Source organism: Candidatus Methanoperedens nitratireducens (genome assembly GCF_000685155.1).
In the GTDB taxonomy this organism is placed as follows: Archaea; Halobacteriota; Methanosarcinia; order Methanosarcinales; family Methanoperedenaceae; genus Methanoperedens; species Methanoperedens nitratireducens.
The window spans coordinates 1-26,255 of sequence record NZ_JMIY01000003.1; the positions used below are offsets into that span (position 1 = coordinate 1).

The following is a 26,255-nucleotide window of genomic DNA, read 5'->3' on the forward strand; positions in this document are numbered from 1 at the left end:
AAATTCAATAAAGCTTACTACTCGACTTAATAAAAATTTTGTTGTAAGTTTATCTGGTAAAGAATTCAGAGAAATTGACATCTTCAATAAGACAAATCCAATTAAACGGATTATTAAAGGTAAAAGTTATGTTATCTATCCTTTGAAAAGATGTATTTGGAATAAAGTCGCTGGAAATCTTTTTTTAGTTAAGGGTGAGGAGTATAAAGATTTTATGCCCTTATTTTCGATCTCACTTAAAAGTAAGCCAGAAACGGTAATACAGAAATATCTGGAGAGATTTACTATAGAACAAACCAATAAAGAGTCTAAATCTTATTTAAATATAGAGGGATCATATTTTAGAAAAAAAGAGAGTAATTATGGCGATTTTTTCATGAGGTTCTTGATGCATAATTTTATACAGTATCTAAGACCTAAACTCGATAATATGAGCTTTAAAGAGGTTTTAGATAATTTATCCCTCTATTTATTGTGGAAATACCCACCAAAATGCGTTTTTGAGTTTGAAAAGCTATTAGCTAACCTTGATATAAATTTAAATTTTGATGAGCCGGATCAATCAAATATTGATTTTAAATATTCTGATTGGTCATACGAAGTAAATGGGAACTTTAATTTGGCTGAATGTTGTGTGTGAACGTCAGTATAATAGAACTTGGCGAAAAGACGCCGGTAAAAAGATCGAATGTTATATAGTACTCTGATCTTTTCGTTCTCTCATTTCCTGAATGTATATAAATAGCTGGTATGCAGCAGGTTCTTGAAATGGGTCATATTTTTAAAGGATTTAGAAAGGATTATATTGAAAAATAAGCATTTATGCTATGCCATTGCAATCAATTAGAAGACCCAGAAGGGATTGAAACATTGCCCTGATATCGTTAGAGAGATAGATATATATTAATCCGATTGTAGCATAATGGATGTCAACTACTCAGCCCTAAAGGGCAGGAGCTTGTAACTATGTTCAGTCTCAATTCCAATATCGGCTTCGACTTCATTACACGCTACATTTGGCTGGTTGACAGGGCAGCCTACCAGCATCAGTTTACCAACGCTGGCAATATTCCGAGCAGCATTAAGATCAGCGTGCAGGCTAAACCCACACTTAACACAGTGGAACGAGTTACCTTTCCTGTTACCCTTGTAGATATGTCCACAGTTAGAGCATTTCTGGCTAGTGTACCTGGGATCAATCATTATAACCGATTTTCCAGCAGCCTCAGCCTTATATCTCAAAAACTGCTCAATCTGATAGAAGCTCCAGTTATTCAGCTTTCTATTAAACTAAATTCCTTTGGTTCTGCTCTGAACTCTTATGCTGTTCAAATCCTCAATAGCGATCACATCACAGGGCATAGCAACAATGGCCTTAGAGATGCAGTGGTTAATATCCTTAACAAACCATTCCTCACGTCCGCTTATCTTCCTGAGTTTTCTCTTAGCAGATCGTGTGCCTTTGCTCTGGAGTTCCGCTCTAAGGTATGCGTACTTTGCTCTAATGTTTTTGATCTGACTGCTATTGAAAAACTTATTGTTAGAAGCAACTGCAATATTAACTATTCCCCTGTCTACTCCGATAACTCTATCTCCAGATGCTTGGGGGGAATCCTTGCGAACAGTAACATGCAGGTAAAAAGTGTCCAGCTGTCTGTTATAGCTAAGTGTGGAGGTTCTAATCTCCCAATCAAGATAACGCCTGTAGTATTCAGGAATCGGAAAAGTAGCTTTTACCCTGCCCTTAGTGGATGCAAGAGTAACAGTTCTCTTCTGAAGGTTGATGTTGCAGACTCTCTTGTTATACCTGATAGCAGAGAATTGTTTACTTTTAGGAAGTCTCTTAAGCTCAACACTTTTGAGAGATTCACAGGCAACATCTCTTATTCCCTGAAGGATAGAACACGGAAGCTCTGGGTACTTTCCGCGAATGTTGTAATAAGTAGCATGGTGGACAGTTACCTTACTGCAAGTGTGGTTATCAAAACCATACTGAGCAATCTCGTTAAAGACCTGATTGCTAAGGGTCATGGTCTGTCGGAGGGTTTCTTTGCTTTCATCCGACATATCCAGTTTAAGTTTAATCGTTCTATCCATATCCACATTCATATATTAAAACGTATAGATGTAAATATTTTATGGTCAATAATATTATTTGGGAGGCGGGGTACGCTTCCTCTCTTACTTAAAAGAGAGAGTTTCCGCTACCCCTGCGCCCCAAGGAGAGTAGTATGAGCATTGAATATACAGGAATTAATAAGGAGACGGTAGCAGGAGAGATTGAGAATTTTCTTGAATCCTGCCCGGAGGATACTGTATTTAAAATGGTGATTAATTCAAAGCGGGGATATCTCAGAATCAAGATAAAAAACGTCAACAAGAGCAGAATAAAGAAGTTACTGGGGAGATTGAGACGAAAACAGTCGGATATAATATGAGCGATGAGATCATTATAGGCATCAGCGGCGCTTCAGGGGTTCAATACGGGATACGCCTTCTTGAAACTCTAAAAAGCATGAAAGAATTTGAGACTCATTTGATCCTGTCAGAGTCGGCAAAACAACTTATCAAAATTGAAACCGATTTCTCAATACATGACATTGAGCAACTGGGTGATAATGTATATGGCGATCATGATTTTACAGCCCCTATAGCAAGCGGTTCTCACAGATCAAGAGGAATGATAGTGGCGCCGTGCAGTATGAAGACGCTTGCATCGATAGCTATCGGGATGTCGGATACACTGATCTCAAGGGCGGCAGATGTTTGCCTTAAGGAAAGACGCCCACTTGTTCTGATGGTGCGTGAGACGCCTTTAAACCTGGTTCACATAGAGAATATGGGACGGGCGGCAAGAGCAGGAGCACATATACTTCCTGCAAGTCCGGCCTTTTATTCAAGACCAGAATCTCTTGATGATATCATAAATTTCATGGCAGGCCGTGCTCTTGATCTCCTGAGTATTGAGCATGACCTGTACAAGCGGTGGAAGTGATCGGATTGCGGCGATTTTTAGAACAGCTCAGATCTGAAGGAGTACTCAGGGAGATCAGAGAACCCCTCTCTCCGGTCTATGAGGTATCGGCCACAGTTGGAAAAGAACCCACACTGTTTACTGATGTCAACGGCTCAAGAGTGGTCATGAATATCCTTGGCTCAAGGGAACTGCTTGCAAAAGCCCTTGGGGTACCGCATGATAGAATAATACATCACCTGTCCTCATGCCCAACCGAGGGAGAAGTAAAGATCGTGGGTGATTCGCCCGCAAAGGAAATTATTGAAAAACCTGATCTATCAATGCTTCCTGTCCTTACGCATTTTGAAGGCGACGGCGCGCCGTATATTACCGCTGGCGTCGTGGTCTCAGAGTATGAGGGGGTAATGAATGCCTCGATACACAGGCTCGGGGTAACAGGAAAGGACAGGCTTGTGGCACGGCTTGTAGAATTCCGGCACACGTATAATCTTCACAGGAAAGCCGCTGAGAATGGAGAGTCGCTGCCGATCGCAATTGTTATCGGCATCGACCCTGTGATCCTGTTTGCAGTCTCAACGCGCGTGCCAGAAGGGCGGGAGTTCAACTACGCATCAGCGCTCAGAGGCGAGCCTGTTGAGTTATTTGAATGCAAAAACGGCATCAAAGTCCCGCATGCTGAGATCGTACTTGAGGGGTATATCCATCCCACAGAAGTTGCGGATGAGGGGCCATTCGTGGATATAAGTGGCACGTATGATATAATCAGGAAACAGCCTGTGATCCATCTCACAAATATGATGCACAGGCGCGATCCTATTTACCATGCCCTCCTTCCTGCAGGCGGCGAGCATCACATACTGATGGGTGTACCTTATGAGCCCTTGATATTCAATGAGGTTAAAAAAGTGGCAGATGTAAGGAACGTGGTACTCACTTCTGGCGGATGCTGCTATTTCCATGCTGCTGTGCAGATACATAAGAGCAGCGATGACGATGAAGCAAGAAAAGCTATCGAGGCCACATTTGCCGCACATAAGAGCTTAAAGCATGTGATAATAGTGGATGAGGATATCAATATATTCGACCCGAACGACATCGAGTTCGCAATAGCGACGCGCGTTAAGGGCGATGAGGATATTTATATTTACCCGAACGTGAGGGGCAGTACCCTTGATCCCAGATCTGAGAACGGTATCGGAACGAAAGTCGGGATTGACGCTACAATGGATCTAAGCAAGAGGTGGAAATTCCAGAGGGTGCGGCGGCCGAAAATATGAGAGTTTTTATTTTCGGATGGTCAAAAATATTATGAGAACGTAACTCACTATTGATAGTTAAGGAGAAAGAAATGAATTGCAAAGTCAGCGTTGTAATTGAAAAAGATGAATATGGGTATTATGCTTATTGTCCGGAGCTTGAAGGATGTCAAACTCAGGGTGATTCTTTAGATGAAATAATGGCAAACATAAAAGAGGCTATCGAACTCTACCTGGAGACATTATCAGATGATGAAAAAATGGCGTACTTAAGCAAAGAGATTATAACTACTTCGTTAGAGGTAAAAGTTGCCTGCTAAACTGCAGCGATTAACACCTCAAAACTATCGAGAATATAAAAAACCGCAGATAAGCGTACTATTAATACTTTCGGTCAATATTAGCCTTATGGCGCTGGGGTTGCGACCCCAGACCCTTGGGGATGCGCCGCCGAAGGCGGGGTTTAACATTAAATCACCGGTTGCATATAATCACAACAATCCATACTTGCACGGTATAATAAAATAGCATCCACTATCCATTTGTTTGGACAGATTCCCTTTATTGTTCTCGCAAGGATAGTGTATATACGAACGCAGTATTATGGCGACAACTGAGGAGTGTGTTATGGTGGGCGTTGATGGATAAAAAACATTGTAGGAAAAACAATAATAGAAAAATACAAAACATAAAATATCATTGCGAATAATTTAAGAGATACTTTTATTTATCGAAATGTAAGGATTATAAGAGTGAATTTATATGGAAGATTCAAGAGAAAACCCCATAAAGACGAAAAAAGGTATTATATTTTATAGTCTTCGAGAAAACAGGATGGATCGGACGCAATAGAATGATTTTGCTATGGAAACTGAAATCAAAAATAAAAAGAAACATGGCTTTTGTTAATCGTCTATCTGCGTTTATCATGCCGAAACCCTGCGGGTTCTCGACTCCGCGCCCACGTATTGCTCCGCAATACGTGTACACGCCCTCCAGAGGCGTGACTCTGGGCGTTCATCTGCGGTTAATATTTAGTCCATCGCAAAGAACGCAGAGAACGCAAAGCATAACTACAATCTTTGCGAATTTTACGCCCTGGTATGAAAAAGTATTACAGCAGTGGCGTAGAACACGGATCAAACGGATATTCACGGGTAATTTCAATCCGTGCCAATCCGTGTCATCCGTGCAATCCGTGTTCGATCACAATTGTTCTGTCATGAAAAAGACGATTAACAACGAACTCAAAACGAACTTAAACGAACTCATAAGCCCGAGTTCGTATCGAGTTCGTACCAGTTCGGTGTTTATATTATCCGAACCACATCGGAATCTAAGATGCGATATAATTGAACTTTTTCATACCAGGACACAGAACGCGCGGAGATTTTTTAAACATGTCTCTGTGTTCTCTGTGCTCTCTGTGGTTTTAACTTCTCGTATAAATTCTAAGTCACGGAGGCATGGATGTACCTAACACCTGATGAAGAAAAGCTCCTCAATGGAGAGCGCGGCCCCACATACCAGAAGGCTATCGAGATACTTGTTGCCCTTGGAGACATCTATGATGCCGACAGGCTGATTCCCATAAAAAGCGCCCAGATCGCAGGTGTCTCGTACAAGACCATAGGCGAGGCAGGCCTTGAGTGGATATCAGATCTGAAAGGAAAAGTGGCAGTACCCTCGATCCTGAATCCAGCAGGGATGGACAGGGAATGCTGGATGGAGATGGGAATAGCAGGGGATTTTGCAGATAAGCAGGATAAGATCATAAGGGCATACGAGGCGCTTGGTGTAAAAACGGAATGCACCTGCACGCCGTACAGCATCTTTGATGATCTGGCAGGATTAGGTGACCATGTGGCGTGGAGCGAATCCTCAGCGATCTCATATGCCAACTCTGTCATCGGGGCGCGAACGAACAGGGAGGGAGGACCAAGCGCACTTGCAGCAGCATTAACAGGCAAAACACCGAATTTTGGATATCATCTGGATGAGAACAGAAGGCCCGATATCTTAATCCAGGTAGATGCAGAGCTTCACGATTCGGATTATGGAGCCCTTGGGTATATCGTGGGTGAGATAGCAGGAGACAGGGTCCCGTTCTTTAAACTCAAATCCAGACCATCAAAGGATGAACTTAAATCACTGGGTGCAGCGATGGCAGCCTCTGGCGCTGTGGCATTATACCATGTCCGGGGTATCACACCTGAGGCCTGGAAATATGAACCTCCCGCTGAAAGGATCACTATCGAAGAGAGACAGATAAAAGAGGTTTATTCATCAGGCACACCTGACCTGATAGCATTCGGATGCCCTCACAGCAGCATTGATGAGCTTGAGCGATTAGCACGGCTCTTAGACGGCAAAGAGGTGAAGAGGGAAGTATGGATATGCACCTCACGTGCCATAAAGAGAGAGCATCCTCTTCTGGTAAAGCGCATAGAGAGAAGCGGTGCAAAGGTTTTCTGTGATACATGCATGGTGGTGTCCCCTGCAAGTGAGAGGTTCACCTGCATGATGGTAAATTCAGGTAAAGCGCATAAGTATGTGCCTAACCTGTGCGGCGTGAAGAGTATCCTTGCAACTACGGAGGAATGCATTGCTGCGGCGCTGAGAGACTAATAAGTGCTAACCAATCAATCTTGGCTGCTTGTGTTCAGGCAGTACGGGCAGCCTCATGGTGTTGATGAGAACTGGGGATTCAACCTCCTTTGCCCGCTCACAGAGCAGTTCTTTCCCCATCTGTGTCATGGCAAACATAGGAACAGAGGTACCTACCTGAAGAACGGGTTTAACCATGTGGCGCACGATCTTTGAGGCGCATCCCGTAACTATATCCATCTCTTTGATGAACCCCTCTGCTTTAGCATGCTGTATACCTGTGAGGTGTGCACCGATCAATATTAAATCGATATTATGTTCTTTCTCTATCGCACGAAGTTCTCCTGCATCATCAGTACCGACCACGCTCACAGCTATCCTCTCATATCCAAGTTCACAGGCTTTTCTGAGGCCTCCTGCCTGATCAATTCCTGCGCTCTCCCTATCAAGCACAGTTCCTCCACGCAACTCTATTCCCTCGATTATCTCCGGTATCGGCTCTGTCTCTATCAATCCAGACATCAGGGCGCCCATACCCTGCACAAGATCCGGGTTACTCGTAATCACCGTGCCTGCGCCATCGCATACTGTCACTGTAGTATCAATAAGACCCCTGCGAAGAGCGGTCATCATTATCTCACTTGCACCAAAATTAACAAAAACACCGTGATCAAACCTTCTATTCGGTGTAAACATACCGAGTTCTTTTATCCTGTACTCCATATTCTTTTTTGCTTCTTCTTTTGTGAGTCTTGAGACAGATGCGACCTTGCTGAATACAGGGCACCAGTCTGCCACAGGTTCACCCACTTCTATTATCTTCCCGTTCTCAATCACTACCCGTGTCTTCCCGAACAATTCCATTATATGGGGCATATCAATCACCTGCAAACCTGTAGAACCAGAGGATAATAAAAAGTTTCTGATCTTGAGTGTAGAATTAAAGATTAGCAGTATACTGAATTTCATGGCATATATAAAAACGACCGCAACCGAGGTGTTGCATAACGAAAGGTTTAAGTGATGCAATACTCAGGTATAGTGGTCAATGTGATATTGCCAGAATTGGCAGAAGTATATCTACCAATTATTGGAAATAACTGCCAATCGATGGAGAATAACATATGTCAACTGATATTTTTATTAAAAATCTGGATGTTGTTTTCTTCATTTATGGATTCGCCTTTGTAGTCCTCGGGATTATCCTTTTCTTGCAGCTCAGGATCACCAAAAAGAGTAGATTTAGATTGCTTTATATTTTATGGCTTTTGGCCTGGTTTGGGGTTATTCACGGAACAAACGAGTTTATAGATCTGTTTATACTCATTAAAGGAGATTCTTCTTTTCTAAAAATTTTTGGTGCTTCAGTTTTGTTTATCTCCTATTTATTCATCTTTTTATTCGGTTATCAGTTGATTAATATCGGCAAGACAAAAAGACTAGGTATCTGGTTTCCATTTATAATAACACTTTTATTTTTTGGATTTCCAGTATTATCAGGAGTAACATCCTATAATACCTGGAATATTTCATCAAGATACTTCCTGGGTTTTCCAGGTGCAATTTTAAGTGCTATTGGATTTTTTTTATATTACCAGAGCGAAGCTGACAGACTAAGAAAAGCTATTGTCAAAAGATATTTTATATGTGCTGCTTTATTTTTTGGGCTCTATGGGATATTAGGTGGATTGATAGTCCCTGAAGCGGACTTTTTCCCGGCTTCAGTAATAAACAATGCATCGTTTATTTCCTGGTCTGGCATTCCTGTTCAAATTTTCCGTGCTATAAGTGCTGTGGGAATTGCCTGGTCTCTCTGGCATATAGTGAACATTTTCAATATAGAAGATGCTGCCGAGCGCAAGCGTGCAGAGGAGATGCTGCAGCAATCTGAGGAAAAATACCGCACATTAATAGATAACATTCAGGATGGAGTCTTTATCATTCAGGATGCAGAAATTCAATTTGTCAATGAAGCATTTGCCAGAATGGCCGGGTATGCGGTGGAAGAGGTTATTGGAAAACATTTCCGAGAACTTGTTGCGCCAGAGTATATGGGAATGGTTGCAGACCGATACTATCGTAGACAGGCAGGTGAAGATATCCCCCGTGAATACGAATTCCGCATACTGCACAGAGATGGGAAGGCCAGGATCATTGTCAATATGAATGTCGGGCTTATAAGTTATCGCGGCAGGGTGGCAAGTATGGGGACAGTTAAAGATATCACAGAGCGCAAGAACATGGAGGAGAAAATAAAAGACCAGGCCGCTCTTCTTGATAAAGCACAGGATGCTATTATTGTCTGGGATTTAGAGCACCGAATTATCTACTGGAATAAAAGCGCTGTGCGTTTATACGGCTGGACAGAAGAGGAAGCCATCGGCAAAAATGCCAATGAGCTCCTATATAAAGAAGAACCACACATACTTATCGAAGCCAGAAAGAGAGTGATTGAGGGAGGAGAATGGATCGGTGAGCTGGAGCAGGTAACGAAAAATGGTAAAAAGATCATTGTGGAAAGCCGCTGGACCCTGGTGCACGACAGCGACGGAAGGCCGAAATCAATACTTATCGTCAACACTGACATAACTGAGAAAAAGAAGATCGAGGCGCAGTTCTTCCGTGCTCAACGAATGGAGAGCATAGGCACGCTTGCAAGTGGCATTGCGCACGACCTGAACAATGTGCTTGTGCCAATAATGCTGACATCACAGATATTGCGGGAAAAATTCACAGATGAACAGAGTCAGAGACTATTTAATATTATCGAAACAAATACTCAACGTGGAGCAGATCTGATAAAGCAAGTTCTATCATTTGCACGGGGGGTCGAGGGTGAGCATATGACCCTTCAAGTGACACACCTTATATATGAGATCAAAAAGATTGCAAAAGAGACGTTCCCAAGATCTATCGAAACCAGAACTGATGTAGCGAAAGACCTCTGGACTATATCTGGAGATGCAACACAATTACATCAGATCCTGATGAATCTGTGCGTGAATGCACGTGATGCGATGCCGGATGGCGGGGTCCTCAGTATATCGGCTGAGAATCTTTTTATGGATGAGAACTATGCCAGGATGAATATTGAGGCCAGAGTTGGCAATTACATCGTCATTACCGTCTCAGATAACGGAGATGGTATTTCTCCTGGAGTAATGGATCGGATCTTTGAACCCTTCTTCACGACAAAAGAGCCTGGTAAAGGTACTGGTCTTGGCCTCTCAACAGTTCATGCAATCGTGAAAGGGCATGGAGGGTTTGTAAATGTATACAGCGAGGTCGGAAAAGGGACAACGTTTAAGGTATATCTGCCTGCGATTACGATAACTGAAGAACTAAAAGTACAGGTGCAGCGATATGAATCCTCTATAGGGCAGGGAGAATTGGTTTTTGTTGTGGATGATGAGGTCAGGATCTGTGAGAGTACCAGAAGGGTACTGGAAACACATGGATACAAGGCGATCACAGCCAATGATGGAGCAGAGGCAGTTGCATTGTATGTACAGTACAGGGAGGTGATCGAGATTGTTCTTGTGGATATGATGATGCCGGTTATGGATGGCCATGCATGCATTCGGGCGCTGCGTAAAATCAATCCGGATGTCAGGATTATTGCAGTAAGCGGATTAACCGGGAATGGGGGAATTATAAAAGCTGCAGGCACTACTGTACATGCATTCCTGTCAAAGCCTTATACTGCTGAAAAACTATTGAAGACCATACGTGAGGTCCTGAGCAAATGAAAATGAGCGTCCCATTTAGTTAATTTAATTACCTCGCAGGAATTCTAAGGTACAGTTAATACAAGAGGACAGTACATGACACAATATAAAATCCCTGTAATCCCTGGCGACGGGATAGGCCCTGAGATAGTAAGAGAAGGGCGCAAGGTGCTCGATGCTGCTGGTGAGCGGTTCGGCTTCGATATCGAATGGACAGAATACCCGCACGGTGCTGACCACTACCTCAAGACCGGCGAACTTATCTCTGAGGATACGCTCAAGGAACTCTCTCAGTACAGGGCTATTTATTTCGGCGCAATAGGCGATGATAGGATAAAACCCGGCATACTGGAGAAGGGCATTCTCCTGAACATCCGCTTTTATTTTGATGAATATGTCAACCTGCGGCCAATAAAACTACTTGAAGGGGTCTGGACTCCTCTCAAGGATAAAACATCTGCTGACATTGATTTTGTGGTTGTGCGTGAGAACACCGAGGATTTCTATATAGGGATCGGCGGGCGCTCTAAGAAGGGAAAGAGCAAGAAAACACTTGAGGTTGTACGAAACCTGTATAATATAAAATTCGGCCTTGATATAGATTCAGATAGCGATGAGATCGGCTATCAACTCGGCCTTATAAGCAAAGAGGGCACACGAAGGGTCATCCGTTATGCCTTTGAGCTTGCAATGAACAGGAAAAAACATCTCTCATCCGTGGATAAAGCAAATGTGCTGTCTGATGTTTACGGGTTCTGGCGAGAAGAGTTCAGTTCGATCGCATCCGAATACCCTGATGTTAAAACCGATTTTAACTTTGTGGATGCCATAACGATGTGGTTCGTTAAGAACCCTGAGTGGTTCGACACCGTAGTATCGCCGAATATGTTCGGCGATATCATAACCGACCTTGGTGCAATGATACAGGGCGGCCTTGGTCTTGCTCCTGGCGGGAACATAAACCCAGAAGGGACAAGCATGTTTGAGCCCATACACGGAAGCGCACCAAAATACAAGGGCCAGAACAGGGTGAACCCTATTGCGACCATATGGGCTGGAGCATTACTGCTTGATCAGATCGGTGAAAAGGATGCAGCTTCAGCAGTAGTAAGGGCAATCGAACAGAATATCGTCAACGGTAAAGTGAAAACATATGACATGGGCGGCTCAAGTACGACCTCTGATATAGGGGACGATATAGCGCGATTAATCAAAGCTGTATGAGATGAGGAATATCAGGCAAACCGGGCTGGATAATATCTTTACTTTATCAATGAATGGCTCAAAGATATTATCCACAAAGAGCCTTGTTCCAGGGGTACACAGCGAAAAAACCATAACAGTAGGGGATGAAGAGTTCCGCATCTGGGACCCGTATCATAGCAAACTTGCTGCCATAATCCTAAAAGGTTCATCCATATCGATAAAAAAAGATTCCACTGTACTTTATCTTGGTGCTGCTAACGGAACTACTGTCAGCCATGTATCTGATATTGTTCTGGAAGGAACTGTTTTTGCAGTGGAATTCTCACCAAGAGCTATGAAGGATCTTATCCGCATCAGTATCCCCAGGACGAATCTTATCCCTATTCTTGCCGATGCCCGATATCCTGATTCATACAGGAATATGGTTTCGGAAGTTGATTTTATCTACCAGGACGTGGCCCAGCGCGAGCAGGCCGGGATAGCCATAAGGAACGCCAGCCTGTTCCTTAAAAAGAATGGCCTCCTGATATTGATGATAAAATTAAAAAGCATCGATTCTATTAAAAAAACAGATGAAGTGGCCAAAAGTGAGATAAAAAGATTAGAGGATCATTTCAATATCAAGGAATTAATAGACCTGGAACCTTTCCATTCAGATCATACAGCAGTGATAGCACAAAAAAGATAGCGTCTCCTGGATGTATCTAGAACCCCATCTCGACACGCTTCAACTCGCTCTTTTTTTTCTCAAGGAACTTATATACAGGCCCGTGTGTTGACCCTTCCAGGAGCATCTCTATACCTGCCCTGGCTACAGCGTTCTGCTCAGGATACCCGATTAAGCATATTGTTTTTCCATAGACTGAGATCTGCGCGCTGGTCAGGTTCTCAAAGACCTCCCGGGTTTTGCCTGCTTTACCGATTATTCTTCCTTTTATGCGCTGCAGATCCTTTTCTGATCTGGCTATATTCGACAGGTCGATAGTTTCAAACATAAGAAGATCATCATCAAATAGCCGAAGTGCTTTCTCAGGACTGAAACCCCTTGCGATTGCATTGATTACCTCTCTTGTTCTCAATCCTTTGATCGGGTCTTTTGCTTCCGTAATCTCAACATCCCCGCTCTGGCTATCGATATTAAGTGTGGCTGTTGATTTGTTCTCGATCAGTTCTTTAACGCTACCTTTTGGCCCGACTAAAACTGCCACCCTTTCAAGCGGAATTTTAATATGCTCGGTCATACTTCCTCCTTTATGATTGATATCATTCTCTCTTCATTTACTGGAATGTTTAATTTTTTAAAAAAGTGCGCAATATTATCCACATCGCGTCTTAAGAATTTTTCTGCGTTAAAATGATCTATCATCACTGATTGACCCATATCTATAATCACAGGCTCCATATTATTCATATCGATCAGTATATTGTACTCGCTAAGATCCGCATGAACAAGTCTTGCCCTGGAATACAGCAAAGCCATATATTCTACAATCCTGTTAAAAATGCGCTGCGCCTCTTTCTGGGTTAATTTAACATCCTTTAATTGAGGCATGGGTACGCCATCCTTTCCGATAAATTCCATTAATAGTATATTCCTTCTTGTAATATACGGTTTTGGTACTCTCACACCCGCATCCTCGGCTCGCTTCAGATTCTTAAACTCTTTTTTTGCCCATGCCAGGATTATATCTTTCCTGGTTTGCTTAATCCCGCTAAAACGTGGATCTCCTAAAATATAGTCCTTCATTGCATTAAAATTCGCGGTAGATATCATATATATCTTCACGGCGATCTCCGGGGCATCATCTTTTTTGGAGATGGCATGGAAGATATTTGCCTCTTTTCCTGTACTTACAGAACCCCCCATGGCAGTTATATAACTTTTTTTTGAAAGCTCATAGAGAGCCATCAATGTTGCTGTATCAAAGACATCAGCAAATACCTCCCTCTGGCTTGAGTCCTTGATCCGCATACGGAATTCATCAATCCTCTCCTCCATGCGGCTGAGATTTTTGTCACTGACCATAAAAGATTATTTTAGCTTTTTAAAAACCCTTTGCGTTGCAGCCAGTTTACCTGAGGGCCGCTGTATTTCCAGACGATATCCGCTTTTTCATTCTGGAAAGACCATGGTACAACTATAACAACATCTCCCTCCATAAGCCATATCCTTTTTTTGATTTTACCAGGAATACGAGCGAGCCTTACTACGCCATCCATACATCTGACCCTGATCTTATTGGCCCCCAACAGGCTTTCAACAGTGCCCAGCACCTCGTTTGCACTCTTCTGAGGAATACGAACCCTTACAACTTCTTCAGGCTCTTGCTTATTATTTTGTCGTTGTTTCAGTATAACACCTCATAATATATTTCAGTATAACACCTCATAATATATATTTCATATAGTTGCTGCTATATGTAAAGGTTACTGAAATATGTCTAGAATATCAATACTCGGTCTTGAAGGAACGGCATGGAATCTGAGTGCCGCTATTGTTAATGAAGATGATGTAATTGTGGAGACAACAGCCACATACAAACCGACGACTGGAGGAATCCATCCGCGGGAGGCAGCACAACACCATGCTAACCGCATCAAAGAGGTGGTCGGAGAAACTTTAAAAAAAGGTGGTAGGAATATAGATGCAGTTGCTTTTTCACAGGGCCCCGGGCTTGGACCCTGTCTTCGCACAGTAGCAACGGCTGCAAGGGCGCTTGCATTGTCCATGGAAGTCCCCCTTATAGGGGTTAACCACTGCGTAGCCCATATCGAGGTAGGCAGATGGAGAACACCTGCAGACGACCCGGTTACACTTTATGTGAGCGGCGCAAATTCACAGGTTCTGGCATACAGGGCAGGATATTACAGGGTCTTTGGTGAGACACTTGATATCGGAATAGGAAATGCTCTTGATAAGTTTGCAAGATCGGTGGGATTACCGCATCCAGGAGGTCCTAAGGTAGAGGAACTGGCCGGGAAAGCGACAAGATATATCCCTCTTCCCTATACTGTAAAAGGCATGGATTTTTCTTTCTCAGGCCTTGCTACTGCTGCTCAGGAATGCACAAAGAGCTTTGCACTGCCCGATGTGTGCCATTCGTTCCAGGAGACCGCATTTGCTATGCTGGTCGAAGTGACAGAGCGGGCGGTTGCGCATACAGAAAAAAAGGAAGTCCTTCTGGCAGGCGGTGTGGGTGCGAATGCACGCCTGAGGGAGATGCTGGGGATCATGTGCGAGGACAGGGGTATCGAATTCTATGTGCCAGAGAAGCGATTTATGGGGGATAACGGGGCAATGATAGCATACCTTGGGCTATTGATGTATAGAGCAGGGTATAGGACTTCTCTTTCTGATTCAAAGGTAAATCCGAACTTCAGGCCGGATGAGGTAGAGGTTATATGGCGGAATAACAGCAGTTGAGAATTAATGAATAGTGCTAAATTATAAACACGATATATAGGTTAAATAGGTACGATACAATGGAACTTAAAGTCCAACCACTCAGAATCAAAGCAGGAAAATATAAAATAGTTCTTAATCCAGAAGATGCAAAAGAGCTTGGGGTTCGCAGCGGCGACCGTGTGCAATTAAAAGACCACAGCTATCTGACAGCGATCGTTGAGACAGGAGATATGATCGCAAAAGGTGATGTCGGAGTATATCAGGAATGCTGTGAGAGGCTCGGAAAAGTATGCCCGCTGGTAATAAACATAGTCCCTACCTCAAAACCCAGCTCGATCAGCTTTATTAAAAAAATGATGGATAATCAGAAGCTGACACAGGAAGAGATCTATCAGATCATTCAGGATATAGTCAGGGAAAACCTGACAGATATAGAGATGGCAGCGTTCGTTACGACCTCATATATCCATGGGATGAGCGCAGATGAGATTGAATGGCTCACAAGAGCCATGATTGACACCGGTGAAAAGATCGAGTTCGATACGCACCCCATTGTGGATAAGCACAGCATAGGCGGAGTACCGGGGAACAAGATATCGCTGCTTGTTGTCCCTATAATAGCGGCAAACGATCTTCTCATACCCAAGACCAGCTCAAGGGCGATAACCGGCGCGGCGGGTACCGCTGATCTGATGGGAGTACTTGCACCTGTTGAGCTCTCTGCAGATGAGATAAAATACATAACAGAGAGGGTGGGAGGTGTTATAGCATGGGGAGGCGCCACTAACATAGCCCCTGCCGATGATAAGTTAATACGCTCTGAATATCCACTATCGATTGACCCGCGTTCTCAGCTTCTTGCATCGATAATAGCAAAAAAAGGCGCTGTTGGTGCAGATTATGTTGTTATCGATCTTCCCACTGGCATCGGGACTAAAATTCCTACAGCAGATGAGGGAAAAAGGCTGGCAAGAGATTTAATCGAACTGGGTGAGCGGCTCGGGATCAGTGTGGAATGTGCAATGACATACGGCGCTTCGCCCGTAGGCAGGACAGTAGGCCCTGCAATCGAAGTGAGAGAGGCGCTGAAGGTACTGGAAACAATGCAGGGACCGAACAGCCTTATTGAGAAGAGCACAGGCCTTGCCGGGATTTTGCTTGAGATGGTAGGAGTTGCTACCAGAGGGCATGGTAAGGAGCTTGCAATGGAGACACTGCGCTCTGGTAAAGCACTTACAAAATTAAAAGAAATTATAGAGGCACAGGGTGGAAATCCAAATATAACGCATACAGATATTAAACCCGGCGAGTACAGGGGAGAACTTTTATCACCTGTAGATGGTTATGTCATTGAATTCGATAATAAGCGCATAGTTGAGATTGCAAGGGCTGCGGGCTCTCCAATAGATATAGGAGCCGGCGTCTGGATCAATAAGAAAAAAGGTGAACTGGTTAAGAAAGGTGAGCCGCTCATCACGATCTTTGCTGATAAGGATTGGAAGCTTACAAATGCCCTGAAAAGCGCAGAAAAGGAGTATCCAATGATCGTGGAAGGCATGGTTCTTGAGCATATCCGGCCTCTGCAGGTGTTATAGATACTGTATTTTTTATTGACCATACGAGCCCAGCTACAGTGATGTCACCAGGCTCTTGATTGTCAGACAAAGAGGGCTTGTTCAAACCACAGGTTGATAAATACTCTGTCCCTGTCCAAAATAAGAATCATATATGTGTTGATACACCACATCGCATTTATGCTGATACAATTCAGGTAGATAGCTCCGCGGCAGGCGGTCCAGAATTTCTTCAATAAATAGCCTTACAGCTGCCCTCGATTGCTGGCGCTTACGCCAATCGAGAACAAGTTTTTCCTTCTTTAATGTTTCCAGAAGATCATGTGCCACCATTTTAACCTCTTGTTGCTCCTTATTGCTAAGGATCATTTCAGGTTTTATCAATAGGTCGAAAATTGCCAGTTCTTCCTCAGTAAGATTCTCAGCGATTCCTCTCTTTTCTTCTTCATTGAGACCCTGCGCGAATTCCACAAGATTGGCGAAGAATGTTTCCACATTATAGGAGCCTGAATTGTAATCATCTATCAATTTCTGGAACTTCTCCAGGTAATTAACCCTGCTTTTGTTCAAGCGAACCATTTGCACCAGTTTGTGATTGATAGCACCCCTGAGTTTTTCAGTCTCAATCCGCTTTCGACTTTTCTCAAATTTTGCCTTTAGTGCCTCAAAATCGATCTGGCTCAAATCCACAAGGCGATATCCATCAGATCTTTCCCGGATAACATATCCTTCAGTGGCGATGGACTCATCCAGCAGATTTTCAACTGATTCCATGACTTCAGAAATGTCAGTTTCAGGAGACAGAGAACGAATCGTTTCTGCAATTTTAGCGAAAAGCAGATGTTTCGGGCCGAACTCGTTGGCTGCCGGGTCGGGGAGTATAGCCCTGTATATCCTGACCACATTAGCTGCCATCGAAAGGTACTTCGCTTTTGATTCATCGTTAATCAATATTGTATCAATCGTATCATCAATCAACTTGACGCGCTCAAAACCATAGGCTGCTTGTATCTTTGAGATGTCAATGCCTCGTTCTGTACAAAATGCTGTGGTTTCCAAAATAACATTTTTTAGTTGTTCAACGAGCACACTCTTGTCATTTACTGGAGTTTCACCTTCTTTTATTCCCCCGCCTGCGCCAGAGCCGTAGATTGCCAATGCTTTCTGCAGGTTCCTGAACACTCCAACGTAATCAACTATCAGACCGTTTAATTTATCTCTGAACACCCGGTTTGCCCGTGCTATGGTCTGCATGAGGGTATGGTTACGCATGGGTTTGTCAAGGTAGATGGTGGAACAGGATGGTACATCAAAGCCTGTCATCCACATGGCGCACACGAATACGATGCGGAACGGGTCATCCGGGTCCTTGAACTTCCTGTCAAGGTCCTCTTTTACTATCCTCTTGCGATGTTTAGCGATGTCCAAACCCTTTTTCTTAAAGTCTTCAATCTCATTTTGCGACTGGGACACCACGACCGCCATGTCGGTCTCTTCCATGAATTTGATTTTTTCTTCAAGTTCCTTTTTCTCGGATTCTTTGCATTTTACCAGCTTGGCCTGTAAATCTTTCAGGTACGTTTTCCAGTACTTCTGCACCTTATCGTATATCCGAACAGCAGTTGCTTTGTCAATGGAGACGACCATTGCTTTCCCAAATTGTCCACGTCCCATGAAATGAGCGACAATGTCTTTGGCTATCTTCTCCAGCCGGTCATCCCTTGTTATCAGGTGGTATTCACGCGCGAACTCACGCTCAAGTTTATTCTCCTGGTCTGGATCGAGTTCAGCCTCATCGATGAGGCGTTGCAGGTCTTCATTCAATTCCTTGTTGGTGAGTTGAAGCTCTGGGATGCGATTTTCGTAATAAAGCGGAACTGTAGCACCGTCATCTATGGATTGCTTGAAGTTGTAGATGCTGACGTAGTCTCCGAAAACCTCTTTTGTCTTTTCTTCACCGACAATGAGAGGCGTGCCCGTAAAGGCGATGAATGCCGCATTGGGAAGGGCATTTCGCATGTTCAGGGCAAGGGCATCGTACTGGCTGCGGTGTGCCTCATCTGTGATGACAATAATATCTTTGCGAGCTGAAAGCATAGGATAGGTTTCGCCCTTCTTTTTATGAAATTTCTGGATAAGAGTGAAGATGTAGCGGTGGTCTTCACGCAGTAGCTGCTTTAAGTGTTCTCCGCTCTCTGCCTGCACCTGATCCTCAGTCACCGCGCCTGCGCCGGCAAAGTTCTTGTATATCTGGTTGTCCAGATCCTGTCTATCGGTCACGATAACGAACGTGAAATTACCGGGGATTTTTCGCAGCACTTTCTGTGAAAAGAAGACCATAGAGTAGCTTTTCCCGCTGCCCTGGGTGTGCCAGAAGACTCCGAGGCGTCCTCTGTTCTTTTCGATCTGCTTCAATGCCTCAGTAGCGTTGTTCACACCAAGGTACTGGTGGTTCTTCGCAACCAGCTTAACAATCCCGCCGCTGGCTTCGCTGAATAGCGTGAAATTCTCGACAATATCAAGAAGGCGCGCTGGCTCGCATGTTCCCCGGATCATTGTATCCAGTGATACGATACCCTTCTCGCCTTCGCTATTGATTTTTTTCCACTCTGCGAAATGCTCCCACTCTGCTGTCATGCTGCCTATTTTGCTCTGGCTGCCGTTCGAAAGGATAATGAAGCCATTATACCAGAAAATCTGCGGTATTGTATTCTTATAGTCGCGCAGGTTATCCCTGTATGCATGTTCCAGCCGCTTGTGCGATGCCTTGAGTTCGATGAAGATGAGCGGCAGACCGTTAACAAAGCCAACAAGGTCGGCACGGCGCTTGTACATATCCCCGGAAATCCAGAACTGCGATGCAAGGAAGAAGTCGTTATTGGAAGGCTCGTTCCAGTCGATTACACGGACATTCTCAACCGTCTCTTCGTTTTCTTTGCCCCTGAAAGAGACTTTTACGCCGTTTTTTAGCAATCTATAGACCTCGCGGTTGGTATTCGCAGGGCTCATGATGCTGCGGTCGCGGGTGAGCTCTTCAATGGTAAGCTCGATAGCTTCAGGGGGCAGGTCGGGGTTCAGGCGCACAAGTGCGGCGCGAAGGCGGGGCACAAGCACCACTTCACTTGAAGTCTCACGTCCAGGAGTGCCATTTGCGCCGAATTTCTCATGGAAGCAGTTAGCGGTCTCCCAGCCCAGTTCTTGAAAAAGCGCGATTGTGGGCTGTTCCACAAGTAAATCTTCGGAGTAGTCGTTCATTGCCATTCTTTAGATCAAATGAATTTTTAAATATATATGATTATGCGAACATAGAAAAGTTTTTACTCAATAACGATGTTCTCCCATAATAATAAAATACACAATCATTCTGGAAGTGATTAATGAAGAGGCAGAAGCGCTCGGGAATGCTGCTGAGATATCAGCGGTGGAAATAAGTGCATAAGAAGCTACCTGTCATTTAGCTCTGGATCAACTATCCACCCTTCAAGCTCAAATCCCTCTGGAATACCATACCCAAGTTCTCTCTGTTCATGTGCCCATCCGGCTTGAATTGCGCAGAGCAAAGCATCGAGACAATCACCTTTATTATCATCAATAATTTTAGTTGTCAAATCTTCCTTTAATTCTACATTGAAACCATAGTGAAATCTGATAATATCTGATTTCAACTTTTTCATGATTTCTCGCCGCGCATCAAATTGAGAAGTCTGCTTCTTATTAGTATCATTTTTGTATTGAGGTTTGGAGATCAATTTCTTTGCAACAAGTTTTGGATATGCTTCAACCACGATCTTCCTGCTTCCATTTTTATGACAGGGGAGAATGCTAACTCCAGATTTCAGCAACCTTGGAGCACCCTGAAAAAACATTTTCCCAACAGGAACTCGAACAAGCATCATTGGACTACGAGAGCCCGCTTTTTTGTCCGTTTCACGGAAGTGATGCTTATCTCCTTCTGGTCTTTGTTGACCATATTCTTTAAGCATATTCTCAAATTTCTGTTTATCCATTTTATCGATGATACCAACATAGCCCTCCCACGAAAGAGGCCATCTCAAATTGCATATTAACTTTCTCGGCTGGCCAAAGGGAAAGTCCATTCCTGCTATCCATTCTGTCCCACTGGCGAGAAATTCATCAAATTGATCAAAGGTTTCCAGATACTTTATGTCGTTAAAATGCAAAAATCCATTTTCAAGTATGCAATCTGCGCATGTAATTGGTTTCCTGTGACTCGGCGCACTGGTGAAGTCTATGCCATAGACTTTCATACTGCCTCAGTTGGGATATTTACTTCAAGCTTTTCCAAGTCCACCTCGCCTGAGATGAGCTTCGGTAGCAGTAGGTCGCGAGTGCGGCGGAGGTTGGTGTTTTTGATTGTTAAGTTTTTGAGTTCTGTAAAAATTGGAACTGTGATATCCTCAAAGCTCTTAATCAGTACTTCAGATGGAACAAGAAACTTAATTCCCTGCATATCGTCCTTTGTTACTGATTTAAATATTGTTCCGCCGCCCATAGAGTCTTCTTCCTTAAATTGTTCTTTTAATTGCTGAAAAACAAATGCCTGGTTTCCTGATCTGCTTCGTATAGCACAGAGACCGCGCCCAATGATGATTTTCTTATCTGCTATATTAATACGTCCAACAGGCGCACGGACACTGAAAAGAATGTCCCCGGCTTCAGCTATACGGTTCTGTACCGTACAATACATACGATCTATCGGGAACCTATCGCCAAAATCTGTTACACCTTGATGAAATAGTAAACCTTCGCCCGTATCATTGTAAAACTCCGATTTTGGTGATTGCCCCATTAAAATATTGCATACTTCACCTAACTTCTTCACCTCCCACCCCTCCGGCACCATCCCAAGCTCCGACTCCACCATCCTAACCTTCTCATGCCCCGGAAACTTGAACCTCACGAACCACTCACGATAGAGCGCCTGCGCCATCTCTTCCAGAATCTTGATGCGCCGCGTGTTGTTTTCGATGAGGTCATCGTAAGCGCTGAGGATAGCTACAATTTTCTTTTGAACATCGAAAGGAGGTAATCGGAGCAAAATTCGGCCGATGATATCTTGATTCAATGAGGTCATTGTCGAGCCATGTGAAGATTGATTGATCATCCAACGCTTATGAGCCTCTATAAGAAAACAGTAAGAAACAAATCGAGGATCAATTGAAGGGCTTTTTAGCCTGAGGCGAAGGCAATCTGTGCCCTGAAACCAGCGCGTATGCTCTTTACGAATAAAGGCATGACGTTCAACTGTGCCTTTGCGCCCAAACACGATATCGTTAGGTTCTAATAAATGAGATGATAGACTTTGCACTGTTTCTTCAGAGATGAACTCTAACTTATCTGGACGAATATCGCCAAAACCGATATTACGGGCGTTGATAACTGGCGTTCCTTGTTCTACATAGTCGCTTGCATGGAGCTGTGTACCAAATGGTCCTGTTTTTACCTCTGCTTCGCCTTTTGCTAAGAGGTCTTGAATTGTACAAGTTGTCCATGTATGTGCTATAACCTCTTGTTGATGCATTACCCCTGTTTCCGCGTCTTTTATTTTATCATTCCCCATCAATTCATCCCCTCCCTCACCATCGCTCTCAGCCGTGGCGCATTCTGTTGGCACTTCGAATTTGATAGGATAACAGGATTTACAGAATTAAAAACATATCCTGTAAATCCTGTCCGAAAAATCACCCAATTTAAAAACCGCAGATGAACGCAGATAAACGCAGATACTCCATGCAGCGCCCTTACCGCCCGCTCAGAAGTGGAAAATATATTTAACCGCAAAGTCAGCCATGAACTGTGGTTCATAGATGGCGATGAAAAGTCTTTCATACCAGAGCGCAGAGGTCGAAAAGATTTTTGCCGCTTTGCTTTGCGCTCTTTGCGTCCTTTGCGGTGTATCGTTTTATCAAATTCCATCACGGAAAAGAACCTGTCAACAAAGAGTTCTATAAACTCCGTCACAGGGAAAAATCTGCGTTCATCTGCGTTTATCTGCGGTTCCTTCCCTGTAGATTCATATACAGCCATCATCATGACCCCTCCAGCTTCTTTGCTATCTCATCAACCTCTCTTATGAGTTCATCTTCCGTGGGCAGATACAGTTTATATTTTGAAGCGAATATCTGAGTATTGTTCTCAGGCAGAGTGTAGCGGGCTATCGTCTCTTTCTTATCGTGGCAGAGAATAATACCGATTGTTCGCTCTTCGTCCTTCGCCCTGATTTCCCGGTCGTAATAATTCACGTACATTAGCATCTGTCCTATATCCTGATGTGTAAGCTTGCCGATTTTCAGGTCTATCAATACAAAACAGTGCAAAAGGCGGTTATAGAAGACAAGATCGATATAGAAGTGCTCGGCATCCAGCGTGATACGTTTCTGGCGGGAAACAAAAGTAAAACCTTTCCCCAGCTCAAGCAAAAAACTTTGCAGATTATCAATGAGAGCAGTTTCAAGCTCCTTCTCGGTGTACGCTGCCTGCTCCTGTAGTCCCAGAAATTCCAGAACATACGGGTCTTTAATCAGATCACGAGGAGATTCCAGGATTTGCCCTTGCTCAGCCAGAGTCTTTACCTGCGTCTTATCTCGGCTCAGTGCCAGACGCTCGAAAAGCAGTGAGTTAATCTGTCGATCCAGTTCCCTGACAGACCAGTTTTCGGTCTCTGCTTCTTTTAAGTAAAAGTTCCGTGCCTGTTCATTTTCCAGACGCATAAGAAGAGTGTAATGAGACCAGCTTAATTTGGCAGACAGTGTCTGCCGATTTTTGAAAGTGACGTAAAAAGTCCTCATATTTCTGAGATTTCGCACTGAAAACCCCTTTCCAAACTCTGCTTTTAGCTTCCTGGAAAGAGCCATCAATGTTTCTTCACCGTACCCGGCGCGGGCTTGACCATGCTGCTCATCATCGACAATCAAGCGGCCAATCTCAAAATAAGCTTGCATCATTACCATATTGACTGCACGGACAACAGTACTTTGTGATTCCAGCAGGATTTGCCGAATCTGATCATAGAGAGAAGAGTTCACGTCTTTCTTTACATCCCCGGTAGTTTTACTAGGTTTCAGTTGATCCACTCTATCAATTCCCGTATTGTTTATCTCTCTATTCTCTCTTTGTGATTCATTCTTCACCATTATCCACCTATTATAATCGCGCTTTGCCAGGGCGTGGAAAGCTTGCCATCAATTAACCGCAGAGGAACGCAGATAAACGCAGATACCTTCGTGCATGTTGGTTTCATGCCAGAAAAACTAGGATGGAACACGGATTGTACGGATGACACGGATACGCACGGATTACAATTATCCGTGAAAATCCGTTTGATCCGTGTCATCCGTGTTCTAAGTTCACTGAGGCGGTGCTTTTTCATGCTATGGCATAGAGGATACAAAGATTCCTGCCGCTTTTCTTTGCGCTCTTTGCGTCCTTTGCAGTGTATCGTTTTATCAAATTCCATCACGGAAAAGAACCTGTCAACAAAGAGTTCTATAAACTCCGTCACAGGGAAAAATCTGCGTTCATCTGCGTCTATCTGCGGTTCCTTCCCTGTAGATTCATATGCAACCATCATCCTGACCCCTCCAGCAGCTTCTCAACATTCTCAGCAATGCGCCCTTCCAGTTCCCGCGCCTCTGCATTAAGTGTTTCAAGCTCTTCGTTCAGCTCCTCCAGGCGTTCCTTGAAATCAAAATCGTCAGCTTCGCGCTCTGCCACTCCCACATAGCGTCCCGGGTTCAGGCTCCAGCCCTGCGCCTCGATCTCGGAAAGTGAAGCCACTTTGCACAAACCGGGCACATCAACATACTTTCCATCCGGGAATTTCTCTTTCAACATCGGTGTGCTGCCATTTGTTGTCTCAGGCTGCTCGCACCGGTATATCCGCACGATATTGGCAAGGAACTCGATCTGGTCAGGGGTAAAATCGCGATGAGCGCGGTCAACCTGATGGAAGATGTGCCGGGCATCAAGGAAGAGGACTTTGTCCTTGCGCGGTGTTTTTACCTTGCCACGATCAAGGAACCAGAGGGTGCATGGTAACGTGACTGTATAGAAGAAGTTCGAGCCAACGGCAACCATCACATCCACAGCGCCTTCTTCAATAAGCGACTTTCGGATATCTTGCTCGCTTCCACGGGCGTCGCTGGCAGAGTTCGCCATCACGAATCCACTGCGTCCTTTCTCATTCAGGGCGCTGTAAAATATCTGAATCCAGAGATAGTTGGCATTATCGGGCTTTGGCATGCCAAACGGAAAGCGGGGGTCGTCCTTGATGCGCTCCTTGTCCACCCTGTCAACGTTAAACGGCGGATTTGCCATCACGAAGTCGAATTTTCCGACGCTCTTGTGAATATCTTCGTAGTAGGAGTTGCCCTCACGAATATCTCCAGAAAGACCGTGAACAGCAAGGTTCATCTTGCACAGGCGCACGGTCTCGGCGGTCTTTTCCTGTCCATAGACGCTGATCTCAGCATTGGGATTCTTCTTGTGATTTTCCACGAAGCGCGCGCTCTGGACGAACATACCGCCTGAGCCGCACGCAGGATCAAAGATGCGCCCATGGTAGGGTTCGATTACCTCGACTATGAGTTTGACAATAGAGGTGGGTGTAAAGAACTCGCCTCCTTTCTGCCCCTCACTCATGGCGAATTTGCCCAGGAAATATTCATAGATCTTTCCGAAGGCATCGCCTTCAATGTCCATAGGCACAGAGTTGAAAGTCTTTAATAACTCTACAAGGGTGCTGTTATCGAGATGGTTATAGGTTTTTGGGAGTATGTCCTTGAGTTCCTCGTTCTCAACTTCGATTGCACGCATTGCCTCATTGATGGCTTTTCCGATATCAGCACCTTCCGGCAGGTTGAGAAGTTTGGAAAATCTTGAGGCTTCAGGCAGGTACAGGACACCGCGCGCCTGGTAATCAGTCTTGCTCACAGGGCGCCTGCCTGTACTCTTGCCTGCCAGTTCCTTCTGGGCTATGGTGAACTTATGATCAGCGTAACGGAGAAAAATCAGTCCAAGAACCGGAACCGAGTATTCGGAAGATTTTAATTTAGAATTTGCTCGAAGCTCGTCTGCGGCATCCCAAAGGCGCTTTTCGATCTCGTTATGATTGCCTGGCATTTTTACACCTCATATCTCCTTCTTATACCGACCCGCTCAGGACGGCAGGCATCCTTTAGAATGACAGAGCATATAACTTAGTGTATATTTATAAGCATGTGGTTTACATTCTCATCAAGCGTCAAACCGCATCTCTTACAGAACCGTGAAGCTGGATCGCCCGGTTATCCTCCTGGTTATCGGGAAAAATCTCAATAATGCGTCGTTCTATATCTCTATCCAGGATCCTGTCCAGTTTGTATATATCCTCCTTAACCATGCTCCAAACATCTCCTTGTTTGCTCTTAAATTCCAGAGGCACTTAGAGCCTATCCGAAAAGTCCAGAAGCTCTGAACGTTATCCATGCACATGCGAAGTGT

General features: G+C 44.2%; 25 protein-coding genes. 11 read left to right on the forward strand and 14 right to left on the reverse strand.

The features are described 5' to 3' along the window. Positions 1 to 640, forward strand: a 640-nt coding sequence (locus tag ANME2D_RS06640) for a transposase (RefSeq protein ID WP_048090022.1), incomplete at its 5' end; no start/stop codon positions are given. Positions 641 to 933: 293 nt separating this feature from the next. Here the strand turns inward: ANME2D_RS06640 and ANME2D_RS18645 are convergent. Beyond that, the gene (locus tag ANME2D_RS18645; RefSeq protein WP_277812922.1) at positions 934 to 1,278 is read right to left on the reverse strand and encodes a transposase; all 345 of its coding nucleotides are present in this window, start codon (positions 1,276 to 1,278) and stop codon (positions 934 to 936) included. Between the two features lie 12 nt (positions 1,279 to 1,290). Then, complete coding sequence (locus tag ANME2D_RS06645; protein WP_241763324.1) at positions 1,291 to 2,109, reverse strand: RNA-guided endonuclease InsQ/TnpB family protein; 819 nt, start codon at positions 2,107 to 2,109, stop codon at positions 1,291 to 1,293. 122 nt (positions 2,110 to 2,231) lie between these two features. Here ANME2D_RS06645 and ANME2D_RS06650 point away from each other — a divergent pair, with 122 nt between their 5' ends. The 5 genes from ANME2D_RS06650 (at position 2,232) to ANME2D_RS06675 (ending at position 6,861) form a co-directional block, all read left to right on the forward strand. Next, entirely contained in the window at positions 2,232 to 2,438 is a 207-nt protein-coding gene (locus ANME2D_RS06650) for a hypothetical protein (RefSeq protein WP_048090023.1), read from the forward strand. Then, positions 2,435 to 2,995: a UbiX family flavin prenyltransferase gene (locus ANME2D_RS06655; protein ID WP_048090024.1), complete on the forward strand. Its 561-nt coding sequence runs from the start codon at positions 2,435 to 2,437 to the stop codon at positions 2,993 to 2,995. Before ANME2D_RS06650 ends, ANME2D_RS06655 begins: the two co-directional genes overlap by 4 nt. Continuing rightward, positions 2,995 to 4,254, forward strand: a complete 1,260-nt coding sequence (locus tag ANME2D_RS06660; RefSeq protein WP_048090504.1) for a UbiD family decarboxylase — start codon at positions 2,995 to 2,997, stop codon at positions 4,252 to 4,254. Before ANME2D_RS06655 ends, ANME2D_RS06660 begins: the two co-directional genes overlap by 1 nt. Before the next feature lie 71 nt (positions 4,255 to 4,325). Next, entirely contained in the window at positions 4,326 to 4,553 is a 228-nt protein-coding gene (locus tag ANME2D_RS06665) for a type II toxin-antitoxin system HicB family antitoxin (protein ID WP_048090025.1), read from the forward strand. A 1,150-nt stretch (positions 4,554 to 5,703) separates the two neighbouring features. After that, positions 5,704 to 6,861, forward strand: coding sequence for an aconitase X (locus ANME2D_RS06675; RefSeq protein WP_048090027.1), 1,158 nt, complete (start codon positions 5,704 to 5,706; stop codon positions 6,859 to 6,861). 6 nt (positions 6,862 to 6,867) lie between these two features. Here the strand turns inward: ANME2D_RS06675 and ANME2D_RS06680 are convergent, their stop codons facing one another. Next, a complete protein-coding gene (locus tag ANME2D_RS06680; protein WP_048090028.1) occupies positions 6,868 to 7,716 on the reverse strand; it encodes a methanogenesis marker 8 protein in 849 nt (282 codons plus the stop codon). Between the two features lie 248 nt (positions 7,717 to 7,964). Here ANME2D_RS06680 and ANME2D_RS06685 point away from each other — a divergent pair, with 248 nt between their 5' ends. The 3 genes from ANME2D_RS06685 (at position 7,965) to ANME2D_RS06695 (ending at position 12,462) form a co-directional block, all read left to right on the forward strand. Beyond that, positions 7,965 to 10,589, forward strand: coding sequence for a PAS domain S-box protein (locus ANME2D_RS06685; RefSeq protein ID WP_052368626.1), 2,625 nt, complete (start codon positions 7,965 to 7,967; stop codon positions 10,587 to 10,589). A 75-nt stretch (positions 10,590 to 10,664) separates the two neighbouring features. Then, positions 10,665 to 11,792 carry an isocitrate/isopropylmalate dehydrogenase family protein gene (locus ANME2D_RS06690; protein ID WP_048090029.1) on the forward strand — a complete coding sequence of 376 codons (1,128 nt, stop codon included), beginning with the start codon at positions 10,665 to 10,667 and terminating at the stop codon, positions 11,790 to 11,792. A gap of 1 nt (position 11,793) precedes the next feature. Beyond that, complete coding sequence (locus tag ANME2D_RS06695) at positions 11,794 to 12,462, forward strand: fibrillarin-like rRNA/tRNA 2'-O-methyltransferase (protein WP_048090030.1); 669 nt, start codon at positions 11,794 to 11,796, stop codon at positions 12,460 to 12,462. Positions 12,463 to 12,478: 16 nt separating this feature from the next. Here ANME2D_RS06695 and ANME2D_RS06700 read toward each other — a convergent pair whose 3' ends face one another. The 3 genes from ANME2D_RS06700 to eif1A are packed head-to-tail and all read right to left on the reverse strand — an operon-like array spanning position 12,479 to position 14,129. Continuing rightward, positions 12,479 to 13,015 carry a KH domain-containing protein gene (locus ANME2D_RS06700; protein WP_048090031.1) on the reverse strand — a complete coding sequence of 179 codons (537 nt, stop codon included), beginning with the start codon at positions 13,013 to 13,015 and terminating at the stop codon, positions 12,479 to 12,481. Then, the gene (locus ANME2D_RS06705) at positions 13,012 to 13,800 is read right to left on the reverse strand and encodes a serine protein kinase RIO (protein WP_048090032.1); all 789 of its coding nucleotides are present in this window, start codon (positions 13,798 to 13,800) and stop codon (positions 13,012 to 13,014) included. The genes ANME2D_RS06700 and ANME2D_RS06705 overlap by 4 nt, the downstream gene beginning before the upstream one ends. Positions 13,801 to 13,811: 11 nt before the next feature. After that, positions 13,812 to 14,129, reverse strand: a complete 318-nt coding sequence (eif1A, locus tag ANME2D_RS06710) for a translation initiation factor eIF-1A (RefSeq protein ID WP_198527379.1) — start codon at positions 14,127 to 14,129, stop codon at positions 13,812 to 13,814. An 82-nt stretch (positions 14,130 to 14,211) separates the two neighbouring features. Between eif1A and ANME2D_RS06715 the strand changes: the two genes are divergently transcribed. Beyond that, positions 14,212 to 15,198: a bifunctional N(6)-L-threonylcarbamoyladenine synthase/serine/threonine protein kinase gene (locus ANME2D_RS06715; protein WP_048090034.1), complete on the forward strand. Its 987-nt coding sequence runs from the start codon at positions 14,212 to 14,214 to the stop codon at positions 15,196 to 15,198. 59 nt (positions 15,199 to 15,257) lie between these two features. Beyond that, positions 15,258 to 16,775 carry an AMP phosphorylase gene (locus ANME2D_RS06720; RefSeq protein WP_048090035.1) on the forward strand — a complete coding sequence of 506 codons (1,518 nt, stop codon included), beginning with the start codon at positions 15,258 to 15,260 and terminating at the stop codon, positions 16,773 to 16,775. An 81-nt stretch (positions 16,776 to 16,856) separates the two neighbouring features. Here ANME2D_RS06720 and ANME2D_RS06725 read toward each other — a convergent pair whose 3' ends face one another. The 8 genes from ANME2D_RS06725 to ANME2D_RS17915 all read right to left on the reverse strand — a co-directional run bounded on the left by ANME2D_RS06725 (position 16,857) and on the right by ANME2D_RS17915 (position 26,154). Further along, positions 16,857 to 20,009 (reverse strand): type I restriction endonuclease subunit R, encoded by a 3,153-nt coding sequence (locus ANME2D_RS06725; RefSeq protein WP_048090508.1) that lies wholly within the window; start codon positions 20,007 to 20,009, stop codon positions 16,857 to 16,859. 188 nt (positions 20,010 to 20,197) lie between these two features. Next, positions 20,198 to 21,022: a DUF429 domain-containing protein gene (locus ANME2D_RS06730; protein ID WP_048090036.1), complete on the reverse strand. Its 825-nt coding sequence runs from the start codon at positions 21,020 to 21,022 to the stop codon at positions 20,198 to 20,200. After that, positions 21,019 to 22,335 carry a restriction endonuclease subunit S gene (locus tag ANME2D_RS06735; protein WP_198527366.1) on the reverse strand — a complete coding sequence of 439 codons (1,317 nt, stop codon included), beginning with the start codon at positions 22,333 to 22,335 and terminating at the stop codon, positions 21,019 to 21,021. Before ANME2D_RS06735 ends, ANME2D_RS06730 begins: the two co-directional genes overlap by 4 nt. Then, on the reverse strand, positions 22,335 to 22,808 hold the full coding sequence (locus ANME2D_RS06740) for a hypothetical protein (RefSeq protein WP_157833996.1): 474 nt from the start codon (positions 22,806 to 22,808) through the stop codon (positions 22,335 to 22,337). The genes ANME2D_RS06735 and ANME2D_RS06740 overlap by 1 nt, the downstream gene beginning before the upstream one ends. After that, positions 22,805 to 23,908 (reverse strand): PDDEXK nuclease domain-containing protein, encoded by a 1,104-nt coding sequence (locus tag ANME2D_RS06745; protein ID WP_081810178.1) that lies wholly within the window; start codon positions 23,906 to 23,908, stop codon positions 22,805 to 22,807. Before ANME2D_RS06745 ends, ANME2D_RS06740 begins: the two co-directional genes overlap by 4 nt. Beyond that, on the reverse strand, positions 23,908 to 24,345 hold the full coding sequence (locus ANME2D_RS06750; protein ID WP_048090038.1) for a hypothetical protein: 438 nt from the start codon (positions 24,343 to 24,345) through the stop codon (positions 23,908 to 23,910). The genes ANME2D_RS06745 and ANME2D_RS06750 overlap by 1 nt, the downstream gene beginning before the upstream one ends. Further along, entirely contained in the window at positions 24,342 to 25,895 is a 1,554-nt protein-coding gene (locus ANME2D_RS06755) for a type I restriction-modification system subunit M (RefSeq protein WP_048090039.1), read from the reverse strand. The genes ANME2D_RS06750 and ANME2D_RS06755 overlap by 4 nt, the downstream gene beginning before the upstream one ends. 121 nt (positions 25,896 to 26,016) lie before the next feature. After that, positions 26,017 to 26,154, reverse strand: a complete 138-nt coding sequence (locus ANME2D_RS17915) for a hypothetical protein (RefSeq protein ID WP_157833997.1) — start codon at positions 26,152 to 26,154, stop codon at positions 26,017 to 26,019. Between the last annotated feature and the right edge of the window lie 101 nt (positions 26,155 to 26,255).